The following is an 18,860-nucleotide window of genomic DNA, read 5'->3' on the forward strand; positions in this document are numbered from 1 at the left end:
TCCGCGACGGCCGAGGCCGTCGCATCGCGTGCGGATACGGAAGCTGCGGATACGGATTTGGGCACGATCAATGGCAACAGGTCAGCGAACCAGGCCGATACCCCTCACGCCCGTGATCTCACTCACCGGACCCGCGTCAGCCCACCGGCGGGTTCAGCATGGGCACCAGGAACTGCCTGGCGATCGCGGCCAGCTCCTCGTCGTCGTCGAGGTCCACCACCTGGCTCGGAATCGCCAGGAAGGAGGCGCAGATCCGGACCATCAACTCGGCGACCAGCTCCACGCGCACAGTCCCGGAGATAGTGCCCGCGCGCTGCTCTCGACGCAGCTGCTGCGCCACGAATTCGCGGACCATGGCCACCGTGCGACCGTCATCGCCGACGAAGGAGCTCACCAGGTGATCGGGTTCGGCGGCGACCAGACCGCCGATCAGCGGATTGCGGCGCACGGTGCGCAGCGAACTCACGAAGCCCAGCACCACGCGGTCGGCGGCGGTCTCGGCGGGGGCGATATCGAGGAAGAACTGCTGGAAGTAGCGCCGGAACTCGCGCAGGATCACCTGTTCGACGAGCACGTCCTTGGTGGCGAAACGGCGGTAGAGCGTAATGCGCGAGACGCCCGCGCGTTTGGCCACGTCCTCCATCGTCGAGCGCTGGATACCGAGCCAGCAGAACTGCTCGTAGGCCGCGTCGAGCAGGCGCGAGCGCGTCTCGTCGAGCTCGTCGACCTTGTCGACGACCTGGTTGTAGGCGCGGGCCAGCAGTGATTGCTCCCCCGAGCTCTGGTCGGGCAGCGCAGATTCCACGGTTCCTCCTGAGCCGCCATTCTTCATGACCACCCGGCCTCGGCACTGCCGGACCTTGTGATGGCGACCACAATGTGCTGTCATCGTGATACGCGGATACAGAACTTGTTTCAGTGCATCACCGCGGCTGGTTCTCGAAGAGGAGCGCAAGCATGGACGGACTCAACAGGCGCAACGCCCTGAAGATCGGCGCAACGCTGGGCGCGGTCGGCGCGTTGGCCGCGGCCGTACCCGCACGGGCACAGCCGTGGACGTGGTCGCCGGAAGGGTCGGTGGCCGGGGCGGGCGCGGGAGCCGACCCCATGACGGTGTGGGACCCCGAGGCCGATCAGTTGGTGGCCGGGCTGATCGACCGGGGCGAGGTGCCCCACGTCAACAACCTGCTGCGGACCTGGACTCGCAATGGCCAACCGCTGCCCGCCGGACTGCCGAACGAGCTGCGGGACTTCATGGAGTACGCCCGGCAGCTGCCGCAGTGGGCCGATCACGGCAAGCTGGCCACCGCCGTCCAGTTCAACAAGAAGCGCGGGCTGTACCTGGGCGTGTTGTATGGGCTGGCCAGCGGCATGATGAGCACGGTCATCCCCAAGGAGGCGAAGGCGGTGTACTACTCCAAGGGCGGTCACGACCTGAAGGACCGCATCTCCAAGACCGCCAAGCTCGGCTACGACATCGGCACCTACAACGCCTACGCCCCCGACGGCGAAATGGTGGTGACCTGCGTCAAGACTCGGCTCGTGCACGCGGCCGTGCGGCATCTGCTGCCGCAGTCGCCGCATTGGGCGCACAGCGCCGAGGAGGAGATTCCCATCAGTCAGAACGACATGATGGTCACCTGGCACAGCCTGCCCACCACCGTCATGCGCCATCTGACCGCGTGGCGAGTGCCGATCCCGCCCGCCGAATCCGATGCCTTCCTGCACTCCTGGCAGGTGGCCGCGCACATGCTCGGAATTCGCGACGAGTACATCCCCAACACCTGGGCCGACGCCAATTCCCAAGCGGCACAGGTACTCGACCCGATCCTGGCACCCACGCCCGAGGGCGCGAAGCTGGCCGATCGGTTGCTGCGGCTGGGCACGCAACTCGATCTGGCGCTGCTCACCAAACCGGTGCTGGGCGCGTTCACGCGGTTCCTGCTCGGCGACCAGATCGCCGACGGATTGGGCATCGCCCGGGAGCCGGTGTGGGATCCGCTGCTGCGCGTGAGCTGGGGACCGTTCATCGCCGTCCGCGAGGGCATACTCACCGTCGTCCCGCCGACCGCCGACGCCTACTGGCTCTTCGACGAATTCCTCCGCCAGGCGGCCCTGATCTACCTCGCCGAACTGCGGCTGCCGATCAGCATCGAACTCCCCACCATGAACCGCGACCTGAGCCAACCCCCACGCTGAAACAGTTCGGGCACCCGCTCCACCACCACTGTGGCGAGGGCAGGTGCCCGGAATGTGTGCGGCGGCCGATGGTTGTGGCCGGGACGGTGGTCCCGGCCGCCATCGTTCGCCGCTGCGCGCTGTTCACGTGCCGCAGCGCTCGCCCCGACCCGCGCCGTCGCGCGGCCGCCGAGGCGATCGGGCGTCATGAACGCCCACCCTGAACCAATATCGACGAACAGGGTCGTCCCCCTTGGGGTTTCAGGGGCGAAACCCCTGAGAGTCCCGAGAGTTGGGTTATCTCAACGCAGTTCGCGCGCCAGGTTGGCGTCCAGCACGCCGAGGAACTCCTCGGTGGTCAGGTAGCCCTGGTCCCCGCCGACCAGCAGCGCGAGGTCCTTGGTCATCTGGCCGTCCTCGACGGTCTTGATGACGACATCCTCGAGGGTCTGGGCGAAGCCGATGACCTCGGGGGTGTTGTCCAGCTTGCCGCGATGAGCCAGGCCACGGGTCCACGCGAAGATCGAGGCGATCGGGTTGGTGGAGGTGGGCTTGCCCTGCTGGTGCTGGCGGTAGTGGCGGGTGACGGTGCCGTGCGCCGCCTCGGCCTCACAGGTCTTGCCGTCCGGGGTGAGCAGCACCGAGGTCATCAGACCCAGCGAGCCGAAGCCCTGCGCGACGGTGTCGGACTGCACATCGCCGTCGTAGTTCTTGCAGGCCCAGACGTAGCCGCCCTCCCACTTGAGCGCGGAGGCGACCATATCGTCGATGAGGCGGTGCTCGTAGGTGAGCCCGGCCGCGTCGAACTCGTCCTTGAACTCGGTCTCGTAGATCTCCTGGAACGTGTCCTTGAACATGCCGTCGTAGGCCTTCAGGATCGTGTTCTTGGTCGACATGTAGACCGGGTAGTTCTGCTGCAGGCCGTAGTTCAGCGAGGCCCGAGCGAAGTCGCGGATCGACTCCTGGAAGTTGTACATGCCCATCACCACGCCGCCGTCCTCCGGCATGCGCACGACCTCGTGCTGGATCGGCTCGGAGCCGTCCTCCGGCGTGAAGGTCAGGGTGACGGTGCCCGCCTGGTGCACCTTGAAATCGGTGGCGCGGTACTGGTCGCCGAAGGCGTGACGGCCGATGATGATCGGCTTGGTCCAGCCGGGAACCAGACGCGGAACATTGGAGATGATGATCGGCGCGCGGAAGATGGTGCCACCCAGAATGTTGCGGATGGTGCCGTTGGGCGAGCGCCACATCTTCTTGAGGCCGAATTCCTTGACCCGGGCCTCGTCGGGGGTGATCGTCGCGCACTTGACGCCCACGCCGTGCTTCTTGATGGCGTTGGCGGCATCGATGGTGACCTGATCGTCGGTCTTGTCCCGGTATTCGATACCGAGGTCGTAGTACTCGAGGTTCACATCGAGATACGGGTTGATCAGTTTGTCCTTGATGAACTGCCAGATAATCCGGGTCATCTCGTCGCCGTCGAGTTCGACGACGGTCCCTTCAACCTTGATCTTGGACATGGATCTTCGTGTCCTCCTAAGGAAGGTGTGCTCCCATTGCACGGCCGGTGAGCACGCTTGTGAGCGGATCCCAGCTGTTCACTGACAACGTATACGCCTCGTGCTGTCCACGAGACTTGTGGTGCCAAGTCCACGAATCCGCGGCACTTAGCAATACGAGCGTACTGCTGGCATTGATCTCACCGTGCGGGTAGCCCCCACTGTGCGGTACGCCGTGGGGGCTACTCACCGGTAGCAATCAAGTGATTCGCAGCACTCTCGATTCAGACTCCCACGTGCACGCCGTGCTCGGAACCTTCGAGGAGATTTTCCGGCTTGTCGCGAATCATGAAGGCGACGATCGGAATGGAGATCAGGAAGAAACCGGCCCCGATGTAGAAGGCCACGTCGTAACTGTGGATCGCGGCCCGCGCCAGCAGATTGTCCACCGCCGGATTATCGGCCACGTACCGCTCGGCGGCCTGCACCGAAATGGTGGTCAGCAGCGCGGTGCCGATGGATCCGCCGACCTGCTGGGCCGCGTTCAGCAGTGCGCTCGCCACACCGGAATCCGCCTCGTCCACCTGATGCAGCGCGGTGGTCTGCATGGCCACGAACAACCCGCCCATACCGAGCGCGATGAGCGACATGGCGGGCAGCACGCTGGCGGCATAGCTGTCGCCGAACTCGAGCTGCGCGAGGTACAGCAGGCCCACCACACCCAGCACCGCTCCGGCGATCATCACCGGGCGCGGACCGATCTTCGGCAGCAGCGCGCTGGCGACGCCCGCGGAGATGACGATGCCGATGGGGAAGGGCAGGAACGCCACGCCCGCCTTCAGCGCCGAGTAACCCAGCGTGACCTGGAGGTAGAAGCTCAGATTCAGGAACATGGCGAACATGGCGATGGGCACCAGCAGCGCCACCAGATACGAGCCACCCCGATTGATCTCACCCGGAATGCGCAGCGGCAGTAGCGGATTCGCCGACCGGTTCTCGATGACCACGAAGGCGATCAGCAGCGCCACACCGGCGATCAGCAGCGCCAGCGTGCTGGACGCGCCCCACCCGTCCTCGGCCGCCACGCTGAAGCCGTAGACCACCGCGATCAGACCGGCGGTTCCGGTCAGCGCGCCCGGCAGGTCGTAGCCGCCGGTGCGCGGGGCGGGCACATCCTTGATGACGAAGGCGTACGCGCCGACCAGGGCCAGCAGCGCGATCGGCGTGTTCACCAGCAGGCACCAGCGCCAATCGGCGTATTCGGTGAGCGCGCCGCCCGCGATCAGGCCGATGGCCGCACCGCCCGCCGAGACGCCCGCGAACACGCCGAACGCCTTGGCGCGCTCGGTGACCTCGGTGAAGGTGATCGACACCAGCGACAGCGCCGCGGGAGCCAGCAGCGCCGCGAACGCGCCCTGCAGGCCGCGCCCGGCGAAGAGCTGCCCGGCATTCTGGGCGAGCCCGGCCAGCGCCGAGGCCGCCGCGAAGCCGACCAGTCCGATCAGGAAGATGCGGCGGCGGCCGAGATAGTCGGCGAGGCGGCCGCCGAGCAGCAGCAGTCCGCCGAAGATCAGCGTGTAGGCGGTCAGCATCCACTGTTTGCTGGCCTCGCTGATGTGCAGATCCTGCTGCGCGAATGGCAGCGAGATCGTGACGATGGTGGCATCGAGCACCACCATCAGCTGCGCCAGGGCGAGGACGCCCAGCGCCAGCCAGCGTTTGGAAGCGCTTGTGGGCGTTGATATTTCGTCGGGATTTCGAATCGCTGTCGCGGTGGGCATGTCGTCTCCTCGGGCACTGGCGAACAACCTCGACCATAGTGCCACCCACCGACAAATGTCGTCAAGGGAAAAATGTCGCAGTCAGACAGATGGCGGTTGCCGTCACAATCTGGCCGAATATCGATAGAATGAGCCCATGTCCGAGTCGTCATCGCATGCCGATCTCCTGGAACGCCGCAGGCCGGGGCTGCGCGAGCGCAAGAAGCGCCAGACCCGCGACCGCATCATCGATGTGGCGCTGGAGCTCTGCGACACCCAGGGTTTCGAGGCCACCACCGTCGAGCAGATCGCCGATGCGGCCGACGTCTCACCGCGCACCGTGAACCGGTACTTCACGAACAAGGAGGACATCGTCCTCGCCCCCATCTCGGACTGGGGCGAGGCCATGGCCGACTACCTGCGCGCCCAGCCGCCCACCGACAACCAGATGAAGGCCATGCTGGACGGCTTCGTCGCGCTCGTGGACCGCGTCATCGACAGCGACGAACCGGTGCCGTTCCGCTGGTTCCAGCAGATGCAGAACCTCATTCGCTCCAGCACGGCGGTGCGGGCCCGCAGCCTCGACGCGGCCGAGACCAAGACCCAGCACATGGCCGATGTCCTGGCCGAGCGCATGGGCGTCGGCGCGGACAGCCTGCCGGTGCGGCTGCTGCTGGGCACCTGGCACGCCATCATGCGGGCCGGAACCGAATGCGAGGCCGTCAACGCCGACTGCGTGGACTCCGCTCGGGGGATGGCAGATGCCGTGGTCGGCGCGTATCACGAGTTCGTTCGGGTCTGTGCCGTCCCGACTGTGTCCGGCCCCACGTCCGAAGCCGCCGTGTCCGGCCGTTAGAATCCGTCTCAGGTCAAGAGCATCAGCGCCAAGCCCCGGCTCGCTGATCGGCAACCCTCCAGCTGCGGTGGGGTGCTCCGGGTGAGGACCAGGCGCTCGAAGGCCGAGCGCAAGCGCACCGTAGGAGGTCACCGAAATGTGTTGTTGTCGAAGCCTGTTCGCTTTCGAATAACGTCAGACTTCCCGCCATTCGGCGACCTTTTTTGGAGCAGGACATGAGTGACTCGACCGCGCCCACAAACCCGGCCGACTGGTCTTTCGAGACCAAGCAGGTTCATGCCGGACAGACTCCCGACGCGGCCACCGGGGCCCGCGCGCTGCCGATCTACCAGACCACCTCGTACGCCTTCCGTGATACCGAGCACGCCGCCGCGCTGTTCGGACTCGCCGAGCCGGGCAATATCTACACGCGCATCATGAACCCCACCCAGGATGTGGTGGAGCAGCGCATCGCCGCGCTGGAGGGCGGGGTGGCGGCGCTGCTGCTGGCCTCCGGGCAGGCGGCGGAGACCTACGCGATCCTCAATCTGGCCTCGGCCGGGGATCACATCGTGGCCAGCCCGCATCTCTACGGCGGCACCTACAACCTCTTCCACTACTCGCTGCCCAAGCTGGGTATCGAGGTGAGCTTCGTCGAGGATCCGGACGATCTGGCGCAGTGGCGGGCGGCGGTGCGGCCCAATACCAAGGCCTTCTACGGCGAGACCGTCGCGAACCCGAGCAGCTCGGTGCTCGACATTCCCGGCATCGCCGAAATCGCGCACGCGGCGGGTGTGCCGTTGATCGTGGACAACACCGCAGCCACGCCGTATCTGATTCAGCCGCTGCGCCACGGCGCCGACATCGTGGTGCACTCGGCCACGAAATACCTTGGCGGACATGGCTCCGCGGTGGCCGGTGTGATCGTGGACGGCGGCACGTTCGACTGGACCGTGCGCGACGAGTCCGGTGCGCCGCGGTTCCCCGGCTTCATCACACCCGATCCCAGTTATCACGGGGTGGTGTTCGCCGAACTGGGCGCGCCCGCCTTCGCGCTCAAGGCGCGGGTGCAGTTGCTGCGTGATCTGGGTGCGGCGGTCTCGCCGTTCAATGCCTTCCTCATCGCGCAGGGCATCGAGACGTTGAGTCTGCGGATGGAGCGGCACGTGGCCAATGCGCAGGCGGTGGCGGAGTTCCTGACCCGGCAGCCGAATGTGGAGTCGGTGTCCTACGCCGGGCTGCCGTCCTCGCCGTGGTTCGAGCGTGGCAAACAGCTGGCGCCGAAGGGTGTGAGCGCGATCGTGTCGTTCGAACTGGCGGGCGGGGTCGATGCGGGCAAGAAGTTCGTGGACGCGCTGGAGCTGCACAGCCATGTCGCTAACATCGGGGATGTGCGTTCGCTCGTGATCCATCCGGCCTCCACCACGCACTCGCAGTTGACGCCCGAGGAGCAGTCGGCCTCCGGCGTCACCCCGGGTCTGGTGCGGTTGGCCGTGGGTATCGAGGGTATCGACGACATCCTGGCCGATCTCGCGGCCGGACTGACGGCGGCGGCAAGTTGACCGTGAACATCGAATCGAGCACTTCTCGCGAGACGGTGGAAGCGCTGCTTCCGCCGTCCGACGGGACGCTCGGCAGCATTGCCATCGGGGACGTCGAGCTCGAGAACGGGGCGGTGATTCCCGATGTGACGCTCGCCGTGCAGCGGTGGGGCGAACTGTCGGCGAACCTCGACAACATCGTTCTGGTCGAGCACGCCCTGACCGGTGACTCGCATGTGGTGCGCTCGGGCGCCGAGGATTCGCCGCCCGGCTGGTGGGAGGGCATCGTCGGGCCCGGCGGTCCGGTCGACACCCGCGAATGGTGTGTCATCGCCACCAATGTGCTCGGCGGCTGCAAGGGTTCGACCGGCCCGTCGAGTATCGCGCCGGATGGAAAGCCTTGGGGCGCACGGTTTCCCGAGATCACCATTCGCGATCAGGTGACCGCGGAGGTGAAGCTGTTCGACCTGCTCGGGGTCGACCGGCTGGCCTCGGTGGTCGGCGGTTCCATGGGCGGTATGCGGGTGCTGGAGTGGATGCTCGGCCACCCCGACCGTGTCGGCTCCGCCCTGGTGCTGGCGGTCGGCGCGCGCGCCACCGCCGACCAGATCGGCACCCAGACCACCCAGATCGCCGCCATCCAGGCCGATCCGGACTGGCAGGGCGGTGACTACCACGGCACCGGCCGCGCGCCGATGACCGGCATGGGCATCGCCCGCCGCATCGCGCACCTGACCTACCGCACCGAATTCGAGCTGGACCACCGCTTCGAAAACCACGCCCAGGGCGACGAAAACCCTTGGGACGGCGGCCGTTACGCGGTCCAGTCCTACCTCGAATACCAGGCCGCCAAACTGGTCTCCCGCTTCGACCCCGCCACCTACGTCCTGCTCAGCGAGGCCATGAACCGCCACGACGTAGGCCGCGGCCGAGGCGGCATCCAAGCGGCCCTGTCGCGCAACACGGTCCCCTGCGTCATCGGCGGCGTCGACTCCGACCGCCTGTACCCGCTACGGACCCAACAGGAACTGGCCGACCTCCTCCCCGGCTGTAAAGGCCTGGAGATCGTCCGCTCCCGAGACGGCCACGACGGCTTCCTCACCGAAACCGAAGCAGTCGGCAAACTGCTCATCGAAACGATGGATTTGGCCCGCGCCGCCCGGGGCTAGGCACATCGAGCGCAGTACGACGCGCCGAAAGCCCTGCTGCGCATGGGAGTAGGCCGACACGCTCGGTGGGCAACGGCCACCAGCCGAGCCGCACCTCGCGGCCCGTGTGCACGGCCGTGACCGCCGAACGCGGCGGGTTCCCGGACAGCGGCAGCGCGGGTGACGAGGGCGCGACGTCTGCCGATGCGTCGGCCGAGCGACGTCAGCTGACGCCGAGGGTGTTGACGGTGGCGGCCAGGACGATGATCGCGGTGCCGAGCACGGTCAGCCAGGAGACGTCGAAGGTTTTGCCGCGCACCGCGAGCAGGCCGACGCGCTCGGTGGGGAGCAGGAGGCGGAAGGCGGCGGCCAGTAGGGCCGCGCCGCCGATGAACACCGCTCCGCGGCGCCAGCGGTCCCACACCAGGAAGACCACCGCCACCACGAGCACCGCCGCCACCAGCAGGAGCGGCAGGTTGTCGCGGACGAAGCCGCCGACTCGACTGCTGCGGCTTTCGGGGGCGGCATGGGCTGGGCTCACGCGGGCGAGTCTATTGCCTCGCCGAAGCGCGGCCCGAAGCCGCACCTGCCCGCCGAGCAGACCGACTACGGCCGCCGCCTCACCGTGGTTCGGCGCGCATGTCTGTGGACAGGCCGTCGGGGCCTGAACGGGCTGAGCGAACCGTCTGATTGACTGGCGTGGTGTTCAATCTGGTGTTCTTCGAGCCGCGCATCCCGCCCAATACCGGCAACGCCATCCGCCTGGCCGCCGGAACCGGATGCCATCTGCACCTGATCGAACCGCTCGGCTTCGACCTATCCGAGCCCAAGCTACGCCGGGCGGGGTTGGACTATCACGACCTCGCCCACGTCACAGTGCACGAAAACCTCGCCGCCGCTTGGGAAGCCATTCGCCCCGAGCGCGTGTTCGCCTTCACGGCCCAGGCCACCACACACAGCACGGCCATCTCCTATCGGGAGACCGACACCCTGCTCTTCGGTCCCGAACCCACTGGCTTGCCCGCCGACGTCCTGGCCGATCCGCGCGTGACCACACAGGTCCGCATCCCCATGCTCCCGGGCCGCCGCTCCATGAACCTCTCCAATGCCGCCGCGGTCGCGGTCTACGAAGCCTGGCGACAGCTGGGATTTCCCGGCGCGGTGTAGTGACAGACCGGGGATCACGGCGTGTACTGGCAGTGACGACCTACGACATTGCGGACGAATCCGTCCCCTTCTCGTGAATCCGGGAGGCCGCGGACATGGCGAAATACCCTGATGACGTGTCCATTCCGCACGTCGAACGCCCCGACCTCCCCGAATACATGACCTGGGAGGAGCTCGAGCGTCTACCCGAGGAGATTGCCGAGCAGATCGAACTGTGGGAGGGGAAGGTGATCTGGCTGCGGCGCGGACCCGCCGAGCACCAGACTTTCACTCGCCGCTTGACCAACGCCATCGAGCGCTGTGGTCGTTTGTCCACGTCGGCCAAGCCCGAAGAATGCTGGCGTGTCAATCTCGAGACCAATGTCTTCTTCGGCCCTACCGGAAAATCCGACTTCGTGACGCCGGACTTCCTTGTCCACCGCTGCCTCGACGGCCCCTACCAGGATGTACGTTCCGCTGATGTCCTGTTGGTCGGCGAGGTGCTCTCGCCGGGCAACACACGGTCCGATATCGAAGCCAAGAGGGCGCGCTATGCGGCCGCTGGAATCCGTTGGTACTGGGAAGTTCTGCTCGACCCGGCCCGCAGTGCTATCGCGACCGTCCGCGCCTACGCGCTGGAACTGGAGCACGGCCTCCTGCCGGACGGGATTCGCCCACTCCATCCGACCAACTACCTACTGGCCGACGAATGGACACACGACGATGCCGACGACATCGAGTTCGACTTCCCGTTCCCCATTCGTATCCCGTGGGACGAACTCGCGTTCTAATTCGCGATGTGATCTTGGTTTGGCAATGCGGGGAACGGCATTCGGCCATGAACTCCGCCACCGTCGGCTGAACTCAATCGATTTCGAAGCGCTTGAACCGGGAAGCCGCACCGGCGGTGAGGCGGACCGTGGATTTGGGGACGCCGAAGTGCGCGGCGAGCAGGTCGCACGCGGCCTTGTTGGCCTTGCCCTCGACGGCGGGGGCGCGCACGTAGAGCGTCAGGGTGCCGTCGGCGGCGGTCTCGACGAGCGGGCCCTTCTTGCTGTTCGGTTTGATCGTCGCCCGAACCACTGTCGGCACGTCTGGCTCCCTTCTCGGCGCGATTCATTCTCGTCGAATCAGCGGAAGTCCCGGGAGCGGGCCTCCACCCGCAGGTCCAGGCGTTGCAGATGTTCGGCGACGACGGTGACCGCGCCCTCGGCATTCTGTACGCGACCGCGAATCAGCAGGGCGGGCGCGCTCTGCGCGAGGCGGCGGAAACGCGCCCACAGGCCCACCGAGCAGACGACGTTCACCATGCCGGTCTCGTCCTCCAGATTGAGGAAGGTGACGCCGCCCGCGGTGGCGGGCCGCTGCCGGTGGGTGACCGCGCCACCGACCAGCACCCGGGTGCCGTCGCGAATATCGAGCAGGTGGGCGGCGGGAACCACCCCGAGAGCATCGAGGCGAGGCCGAAGGAATTCGGTGGGATAGCTGCCCGGCGACACACCGGTGGCCCACACGTCGGCCGCGGCCAACTCCAGATCGCTCATACCGGGCAGCGCCGGGGCGGTGGTGGCGGCCCCGGTACCCGGCAGGCGATCGGGGCGTTCACCCGCCGCCGCCCCGGCCGCCCACAGCGCTTGTCGGCGCGTGCCGCCGAGACTGCTGAGCGCACCCGCCGTGGCCAGCGATTCCGCCTGCGGCACAGTCAGTTCCACGCGATTGGTGAGATCCAGGAAGGACTCGTAGGGACCCGCTTCGCGAGCGGCGACGATCTTGTCGGCCAAGTCGCCGCCGATATGGCGTACCGCGGCCAGCCCCAACCGAATCTCCATCCCCTTCCGCTCCAAAGTCGCCTCGGCCAGACTGTGATTGATATCCGGCCCGTGCACCACCACCCCGTGCCGCCGAGCATCGGCCACCAGCGACTGCGGCGAATAGAACCCCATCGGCTGCGCCCGCAGCAGCCCCGCGCAGAACGCCGCCGGATGATGCAGTTTGAACCACGACGAATAGAACACCAGGGACGCGAAACTCTGCGAATGGCTTTCCGGGAAGCCGAAATTCGCGAAGGCGTAGACCTTCTCGTAGATGCGGTCGGCCACCTCGCCGGTAATGCCGTGCAGTTCCCGCATCCCGTCGTAGAAGCGTGCGCGCAGACGCTCCATCTTCTGGGTGGAGCGTTTGGAGCCCATGGCCCGGCGCAGCTGATCGGCCTCGGCGGCGGTGAATCCGGCGACATCCACGGCCATCTGCATGAGCTGTTCTTGGAACAGCGGAATGCCGAGGGTGCGTTCCAGTGAATTCCGCAGCGCCGGATGGTCGTAGACGACCTCCTCCCGCTCGTTGCGCCGCCGGATATAGGGGTGCACCGAGCCGCCCTGAATGGGCCCGGGCCGAATCAGCGCCACCTCCACCACCAGGTCGTAGAAGTTCCGAGGCTTCAAGCGCGGCAGCGTCGCCATCTGCGCGCGGGACTCCACCTGGAACACGCCCACCGAATCGGCGCGCGAAAGCATCTCGTACACAGCCTCTTCGGTGAGATCCAGCCGATGCAGCTCCACGGTCTCGCCCTTGTGCTCGCGCACCAGATCGATCATGTAGTGCAGCGCCGAGAGCATGCCGAGCCCGAGCAGATCGAATTTCACCAGTCCGGCGGCGGCGCAGTCGTCCTTGTCCCATTGCAGGACACTGCGTCCCGGCATCCGCGCCCATTCCGTCGGGCACACATCGGCGATGGGCCGGTCGCAGATCACCATGCCGCCGGAGTGGATGCCCAAATGCCTCGGCAGCCCTTCCAATTCACCGGCCAGCGCGAGGACGTCGGCGGGAATGTCGGTGTGCTCCTCCTGCGCGACACCGGTCCAGCGGTTCACCTGTTTGCTCCAGGCATCCTGCTGTCCGGGCGAAAACCCCAGCGCCCGTGCGGCATCGCGCACCGCGGACCGTCCGCGATAGGTGATCACATTGGCCACCTGCGCGGCGTACTCGCGCCCGTATTTGGCGTAGACGTGCTGGATGGCCTCCTCGCGGCGATCGGATTCGATATCCACATCGATATCGGGCGGCCCGTCGCGCTCCGGCGAGAGAAACCGTTCGAACAGCAGCTTGTTCGCCACCGGATCCACATTGGTGATGCCGATGGCGTAGCAGACGGCGGAGTTGGCCGCCGAACCCCTTCCCTGGCACAGGATGTCGTTGTCGTGGCAGAAGCTGACGATGTCGTGCACCACCAGGAAGTAGCCCGGGAACTCCAGGTCGGCGATCACCGCGAGCTCGTGTTCGAGCTGCGCGTAGGCCTTCGGATTGTTCGCCCGAGGGCCGTAGCGGCGGGCCGCGCCCGCGTAGGTGAGCTCCCGCAGCCACGAGTTCTCGTCATGGCCGTCCGGCACCTCGAAGGGCGGCAGTTGCGGTGCGATCAGCCGCAGATCGAAGGCGCATTCGCGGGCCAGCGCGGCCGCGTTCGCCACCGCTCGTGGACATTGCGCGAACAGCCGCGCCATCTCCATCCCCGAGCGCAGATGCGCGCCCCCGGTCGGCGGGAGCCATCCGGCCATCTCGTCCAGGCTCTGCCGCGCCCGGATCGCCGCCATGGCCATGGCCCGCCGCCGCTGCGCGGGTGCCGCGAAATGCGCTCCGGTGGAGGCCAATACCGGTAGCCCGAGCTTGTCGGCGAGCGCGATGAGCCGGGCATTGCGTTCGTCGTCCTCGGGAATCCCGTGGTGGGTGAGCTCCACGCTCACCCGCTCGCGCCCGAACCGCTCCATCAGATCCCGCAGCGCCACTTCGGCTTCCGCGTCGCCACGCGTGAGCGCCTGCCGCACATGGCCTTTCCGGCAACCGGTGAGGATATGCCAATGCCCACCGGCGGCCTCGGTCAGCCGGTCCAGGTCGTAGCGCAGAATCCCCTTCTCCCCCGCGATCATGTGCGCGGCGGCGATTTCCCGGGACAGCCGCCGGTACCCCTCCTGCCCGCGCGCGAGAATCAGCAGGTGCGGTCCAGCGGGATCCGGTGCGCCGGTACGGGGTTCGGAGTCCACCGGGCCGTCCACCCGAGCGTCCCGCTTCCGGCTCCCGCGCCCGCCGCGCGGGGCGAGATGGGCCCCGGCCCGAGCCGCGGTACCGAGGGAGAGTTCCGCGCCGAAGACCGTCGGCATCCCCCATTCGCGGGCGGCCTCGGCGAAGCGCACCACGCCGTAGAACCCGTCGTGATCGGTGAGCGCGAGGGCCTCGAGGCCGAGCCGCACCGCCTCCTCCACCAATTCCTCCGGCTGACACGCGCCGTCGAGGAAGCTGTAGGCGGAGTGGGTGTGCAGTTCGGCGTAGGGCACGGTCGCGGCCGGACGCTCCAGCCGGGCAGCCTGGTACGGCTCGCGTTTGCGGGACCAGGCCGGGCTGTCGCCGCCGTCGCCCTCGGGTCGGCTCGGCCGACCCGACAGCACCCGCTCCAGCTCCGCCCACGAGGGCGGGCCGTTGTGCCAACCCACGACACCACCTCCGCACCCACTCCCAGAACCTCGAACTGATGTTCGATGAATCAGGACTGTACACGGATTAGAACCGGTCGGTTTGTATCAACGCACGCCCCCGCGGGCGACCTCGCGAACTCGTGCTGGCGGCGGAACTTACTATGGAGTAAGTTCGTGGCAATCCGACCTGCATAGGAGCAGAGATGAGTGCAGCATCGCGTAGCGATTCGACGGGGAGCGGCGCGACGGGTGGACACGACGGCTATCCGAACCGTCGACGCGCCCGCCGGGATCTGACCGGCAAACACGTCATCATCACCGGCGCGTCCTCCGGCATCGGGCGCGCGGCCGCCTTCGCCGTGGCGGAGAAGGGCGCGACGGTCTTCCTGCTCGCTCGCCGCGCCGAAGAGCTGGCCGTGGTGGTCGAGAAGATCCGGGCCGACGGCGGCGCGGCGTACGCGTACCAGTGCGATGTCACCGACGAACAGTCCGTCGACCGGGCCGTCGCGCGGATTCTCGCCGAACACGACCACGTGGACATGCTGGTGAACAACGCGGGCCGCTCCATTCGCCGTGCCGTGCACCGCTCCACCGACCGCATGCACGATTTCGAGCGGACCATGGCGGTCAACTACTTCGGAGCCGTGCGCATGACCCTGGCCCTGCTGCCGCAGATGCGGGAGCGCAAGTTCGGGCACATCGTGAACATCTCCAGCGCCGGGGTGCAGGTCGCCACGCCGCGCTTCGCCGCCTACCTGGCCTCCAAGGCCGCCCTCGACAAGTTCGCCGAGGTGACCGCGGCCGAAATGCTCGCGGACAACATCACTTTCACCACCATCCACATGCCGCTGGTGCGCACGCCCATGATCGCCCCGAGCGGTAAGCAGGGCCCCTCGGAATCGCCGGAATGGGCCGCCGCCACCATCGTGCGCGCCCTCACCGACCGCCCCAAGCGCATCGACGTCCCGCTGGGCACCCTCGCCGAATACGGCAGCCTCATCACCCCGCGCATCAAGGACCGGATCATGCACCGGTACTACCGCGCCCTCCCCGACTCCGCCGCCGCCAAGGGCGAAAAGACCGAGGACACCGAGGAATTGGAGTTCGTGCCGCCCAAGCGCAAGACCCGCGAGGTCCCACCCGCCGTGCGCGCCACCGGCACCGCCCTGCGCCGCGCCGCCCGCTTGGTACCCGGCACCCACTGGTGACCGCGCCGGTCGGGGCGCGACTCCTCCGCCCCGACCGATCCTCACCGAATACGGGATGGCGGGACATTCGATGACCGCCAGCGACCACGCTGACCACAGAACCCGCGCCCGCTGGTCACAGACCACCTGCGGCCACCTCTCCCGCCAAGACGGTGGCCGCACTTTGTTCATGGGCGAGTTCACCGACCCACCGCGTGGCCAGTCATACAGCTTGGCCACGTCGCGGAACCCAGCCACATCGCGACGCCCGGCAAGTCGCCGACCTGGCCGCGTAGCACGGCTCGGCCCGAATCGCGCGGCTCGGCAACATCGCACCGGTAGCGGGCTCACCCGATCGGCGGCATCCATTCCGGGGGTAGCTACGTGTTCGCCATCATGTTGTGCACAATATAGTTGCGGGCTACAGTCTCTGGGGTGACCGATGATCTGTCGCTCGACCAGCAGGTTTGCTTCCCGCTCTATGCGGCATCGCGGGCGGTCACGGCGGTCTACCGGCAGGAACTGGACGCGCTGGGCCTCACCTATCCGCAATATCTGGTGATGCTGGCGCTCTGGGAGCGGGACGGGCGGGGTGTAGGCGACCTCTGTGAGGCGTTGGCGCTCGATACCGGCACGCTCTCTCCGCTGTTGAAACGATTGGCGACCGCGGGTCTGGTGGAACGGGTGCGCTCGGCGGCGGATGAACGCCGGGTCGAGATCCGGCTCACCGACTCGGGGCGCGCCCTGCGGGCACGAGCCCGCGATATTCCCAAGCGGTTGGCGGCGGCGACCGGCCTGTCCGAGCAGGAGCTGAAAGCACTGCGCGACACGCTGCTTCGTCTGACCGACGCGCTGACCGATCGAACTCGAAACGAGGAGTAACCCTATGCGAGCGGTTGTCATCGACACGTTCGGAGAGCCGAAAGACGTACTGCGGGCGACGGATCGCCCCACCCCCGAGCCCGCCGCCGACGAGGTGCGGATCGCCACCACCCTGTCGCCCATGCACAATCACGATCTGGCGATCGTGCGCGGCGTCTACGGCTACCGGCCGGAGTTGCCCGCGGTGCCCGGCACCGAGGCGGTGGGCCGCATCGACGCCGTGGGCTCCGAGGTGAAGGGCCTGGAAGTCGGTCAGCGCGTGACGGTTTCGGGTGTCAACGGCACCTGGGCCGAGTACTTCCTCGCCAAGGCCGCGCAGGTGCTCCCGGTGCCCGACAGCGTCTCCGACGAGACCGCGAGCCAGCTGCTGGCCATGCCGTTGAGCACGCTCGTCCTGCTGGAGGATCTGAAAGTCCAGGCGGGCGACTGGATTACGGTCAATGCCGCCAATGGCGCGGTGGGCCGGTTGCTGAATGTCCTGGCCCGCGAACGCGGCGTGCGGGTGCTCAATCTGGTGCGCAGCGCCGACGCCGAGAAGTCCCTGCGCGAACTCGGTTTCGAGCCGGTCGTCATCACCGAGTCCGAGGATTGGCTGGACAAGGCCGCCGCCGCGACCGACGGCGCACCGATCGTGCGGGCCGTGGACCAGGTGGGCGGCCGCGCCGCCAACGACCTGCTGTCGCTGCTGGCCCCGCGCGGCGAGCTGATCTCCTTCGGCGCGCTCTCCGGCAAGCCGCTCTCGCTCAATACCGGCGCCCTGATCTTCAAACAGGCCGTGGTGCAGGGCTTCTGGGGCTCCAAGCGCATGGAGGAGATCGGCGCGGACGAGCGCCGTCGACTCATCGGCGAGCTCATGGGCATGGCCGCCCGCGGCACGCTGCGCCTCGATATCGAGCGGGCCTACCCGCTGGAGCGGGCGGGCGAGGCCGCCGCGGCGAGCGAGACCCCGGGCCGCAATGCCAAGATCGCGCTCGCCGCGAAGGTGTAGCGCCGGTTCAGATCAGCGCCCGCAGCGCACCCTGCGGTTCGATGCCCATCGACGTCAACGCGTCGGAGTGGTAGATCGAGCCCGGAATGTGAATGGCGTGCTGCAATCCCACGTGCGCGTCCCGCCAGAACCGTTGCAGCGGGTTGTGTTTGCGCACGGCATTGCCGCCGGAGCGGGCGAAGATCTCGTCCACCGCGGCCACCGCCCGCCACGCGGCGCGAACCTGGTTGCGGCGCACCACCGATCGGTTCTCGAAGGCGATGGGCTGTCCGGCCTCGGCGAGGTCGTAGAGCCTGCTGATGCCGTCGAGGAGTTGGGTGCGCGAGGCGGCGATCTCGGCCGCCGCCTCGGAAATGGCGTACAGCGCGTACGGATCGTCCCGAATGGCGGTGCCCATGGCGGTGATCCGCCCGCGCTGATAGTCGAGGTGCGCGGCCAGCGCACCCTCGGCGATACCGATGACCGCGGCGGTGATGCCGAGCGGGAACATGGTCCAGAAGGGCAGGCGGTACACGGTTTCCGTGCGGCCGACCCGATCGGCGGCGGTGGTCCCGGAGGCCACTTCCTCCGAATCGATGGTGCGGTAGTCGGGTATGAACGCGCCGTCGACGATGATGTCCTTACTGCCGGTGCCGCACAGCCCGATCACATCCCAGGAGTCCTCGACAATGGTGTAGTCCGCCCTCGGCAGCACCACGTGCAGGGACGTGATCGGCTGTGTGGGCCTGCCCTCGGCGTCACCGACCAAGGCCCCCAGGAAGATCCAGTCGCAGTGGTCGGTGCCGGAGGAGAAGCTCCAGCGCCCCTTCAACACGTAGCCGCCCTCGGTGGGTACGGCGATGCCCTGCGGCGCGTACGGCGACGCGATCCAGGTATCCGGATTCTCGCCCCACACCTCTTGTTGCAGACGGCGATCCATGAGCGCCATCTCCCACGGGTGAACACCGCCCACACCGCACACCCACCCGGTGGAGCCGCAGGCCGCCGAGACCGCCATCACCGCCTCGGCGAAATCCCGTGGGTGCGCGGCGTATCCGCCGAACTCGGTGGGCTGCAACATGCGCATGACCCCCGCCTGCCGCACCAGTTTGACGCTCTCCTCGGAGAGTTTGCCCGCCCGCTCGGTCTCCTCGGCCGTCGCCGCCAACTGCCCGGCGATCTCCTGTACCCGTTGAACCACGCTGTGCGACATACCCGCACCTCCGAACCTTCGGTAATCCCCACCCGGCAGCA

Annotated in this window: 16 protein-coding genes and 1 riboswitch; of the genes, 9 read left to right on the top strand and 7 right to left on the bottom strand. The window is 67.4% G+C overall.

Annotated features, from left to right (window positions below):
* Window positions 1-136: 136 nt before the first annotated feature.
* Entirely contained in the window at window positions 137-805 is a 669-nt protein-coding gene (locus tag ACIBH2_RS24465; RefSeq protein ID WP_397121389.1) for a TetR/AcrR family transcriptional regulator, read from the bottom strand.
* 152 nt (window positions 806-957) lie between these two features.
* Here ACIBH2_RS24465 and ACIBH2_RS24470 point away from each other — a divergent pair, with 152 nt between their 5' ends.
* Complete coding sequence (locus ACIBH2_RS24470; protein WP_397121391.1) at window positions 958-2,199, top strand: oxygenase MpaB family protein; 1,242 nt, start codon at window positions 958-960, stop codon at window positions 2,197-2,199.
* A gap of 281 nt (window positions 2,200-2,480) precedes the next feature.
* On the opposite strand, the gene ACIBH2_RS24475 is transcribed toward ACIBH2_RS24470, so the two are convergent.
* Together ACIBH2_RS24475 and ACIBH2_RS24480 are read right to left on the bottom strand one after the other, a co-directional pair.
* Window positions 2,481-3,698, bottom strand: coding sequence for an NADP-dependent isocitrate dehydrogenase (locus ACIBH2_RS24475; RefSeq protein ID WP_397121393.1), 1,218 nt, complete (start codon window positions 3,696-3,698; stop codon window positions 2,481-2,483).
* Window positions 3,699-3,961: 263 nt separating this feature from the next.
* Entirely contained in the window at window positions 3,962-5,458 is a 1,497-nt protein-coding gene (locus tag ACIBH2_RS24480) for an MFS transporter (protein ID WP_397121395.1), read from the bottom strand.
* A 136-nt stretch (window positions 5,459-5,594) separates the two neighbouring features.
* On the opposite strand from ACIBH2_RS24480, the gene ACIBH2_RS24485 reads away from it, so the two are divergent.
* From ACIBH2_RS24485 to ACIBH2_RS24495, 3 genes are all read left to right on the top strand, one after another.
* Window positions 5,595-6,293: a TetR/AcrR family transcriptional regulator gene (locus tag ACIBH2_RS24485; protein WP_397121397.1), complete on the top strand. Its 699-nt coding sequence runs from the start codon at window positions 5,595-5,597 to the stop codon at window positions 6,291-6,293.
* Between the two features lie 11 nt (window positions 6,294-6,304).
* Window positions 6,305-6,415: riboswitch (SAM riboswitch) on the top strand.
* Between the two features lie 93 nt (window positions 6,416-6,508).
* Window positions 6,509-7,834 (top strand): bifunctional o-acetylhomoserine/o-acetylserine sulfhydrylase, encoded by a 1,326-nt coding sequence (locus tag ACIBH2_RS24490; protein WP_397121399.1) that lies wholly within the window; start codon window positions 6,509-6,511, stop codon window positions 7,832-7,834.
* An 8-nt stretch (window positions 7,835-7,842) separates the two neighbouring features.
* Window positions 7,843-8,982: a homoserine O-acetyltransferase gene (locus ACIBH2_RS24495; protein ID WP_397122987.1), complete on the top strand. Its 1,140-nt coding sequence runs from the start codon at window positions 7,843-7,845 to the stop codon at window positions 8,980-8,982.
* Window positions 8,983-9,184: 202 nt separating this feature from the next.
* Here ACIBH2_RS24495 and ACIBH2_RS24500 read toward each other — a convergent pair whose 3' ends face one another.
* Window positions 9,185-9,502 carry a DUF3017 domain-containing protein gene (locus tag ACIBH2_RS24500; RefSeq protein WP_397121401.1) on the bottom strand — a complete coding sequence of 106 codons (318 nt, stop codon included), beginning with the start codon at window positions 9,500-9,502 and terminating at the stop codon, window positions 9,185-9,187.
* A gap of 161 nt (window positions 9,503-9,663) precedes the next feature.
* Between ACIBH2_RS24500 and ACIBH2_RS24505 the strand changes: the two genes are divergently transcribed.
* The gene (locus ACIBH2_RS24505; RefSeq protein WP_397122989.1) at window positions 9,664-10,128 is read left to right on the top strand and encodes a tRNA (cytidine(34)-2'-O)-methyltransferase; all 465 of its coding nucleotides are present in this window, start codon (window positions 9,664-9,666) and stop codon (window positions 10,126-10,128) included.
* A gap of 158 nt (window positions 10,129-10,286) precedes the next feature.
* Window positions 10,287-10,898, top strand: a complete 612-nt coding sequence (locus ACIBH2_RS24510; protein WP_397122991.1) for a Uma2 family endonuclease — start codon at window positions 10,287-10,289, stop codon at window positions 10,896-10,898.
* Window positions 10,899-10,971: 73 nt separating this feature from the next.
* Here the strand turns inward: ACIBH2_RS24510 and ACIBH2_RS24515 are convergent, their stop codons facing one another.
* Window positions 10,972-11,199 carry a DUF167 domain-containing protein gene (locus ACIBH2_RS24515; RefSeq protein WP_397121403.1) on the bottom strand — a complete coding sequence of 76 codons (228 nt, stop codon included), beginning with the start codon at window positions 11,197-11,199 and terminating at the stop codon, window positions 10,972-10,974.
* Between the two features lie 38 nt (window positions 11,200-11,237).
* Entirely contained in the window at window positions 11,238-14,588 is a 3,351-nt protein-coding gene (locus tag ACIBH2_RS24520; RefSeq protein WP_397121405.1) for an error-prone DNA polymerase, read from the bottom strand.
* Window positions 14,589-14,773: 185 nt separating this feature from the next.
* Here ACIBH2_RS24520 and ACIBH2_RS24525 point away from each other — a divergent pair, with 185 nt between their 5' ends.
* The 3 genes from ACIBH2_RS24525 (at window position 14,774) to ACIBH2_RS24535 (ending at window position 17,627) form a co-directional block, all read left to right on the top strand.
* Window positions 14,774-15,778, top strand: a complete 1,005-nt coding sequence (locus ACIBH2_RS24525) for an SDR family NAD(P)-dependent oxidoreductase (protein ID WP_397121407.1) — start codon at window positions 14,774-14,776, stop codon at window positions 15,776-15,778.
* A gap of 414 nt (window positions 15,779-16,192) precedes the next feature.
* Window positions 16,193-16,639 (top strand): MarR family winged helix-turn-helix transcriptional regulator, encoded by a 447-nt coding sequence (locus tag ACIBH2_RS24530; RefSeq protein ID WP_397121410.1) that lies wholly within the window; start codon window positions 16,193-16,195, stop codon window positions 16,637-16,639.
* Window positions 16,640-16,643: 4 nt separating this feature from the next.
* A complete protein-coding gene (locus ACIBH2_RS24535) occupies window positions 16,644-17,627 on the top strand; it encodes a zinc-binding dehydrogenase (RefSeq protein ID WP_397121412.1) in 984 nt (327 codons plus the stop codon).
* A gap of 7 nt (window positions 17,628-17,634) precedes the next feature.
* Here the strand turns inward: ACIBH2_RS24535 and ACIBH2_RS24540 are convergent, their stop codons facing one another.
* Window positions 17,635-18,819 (bottom strand): acyl-CoA dehydrogenase family protein, encoded by a 1,185-nt coding sequence (locus tag ACIBH2_RS24540; RefSeq protein WP_397121414.1) that lies wholly within the window; start codon window positions 18,817-18,819, stop codon window positions 17,635-17,637.
* Window positions 18,820-18,860: the final 41 nt, after the last annotated feature.

It is taken from the genome of Nocardia sp. NPDC050406 (genome assembly GCF_044459025.1).
Classification (GTDB): Bacteria; Actinomycetota; Actinomycetes; order Mycobacteriales; family Mycobacteriaceae; genus Nocardia.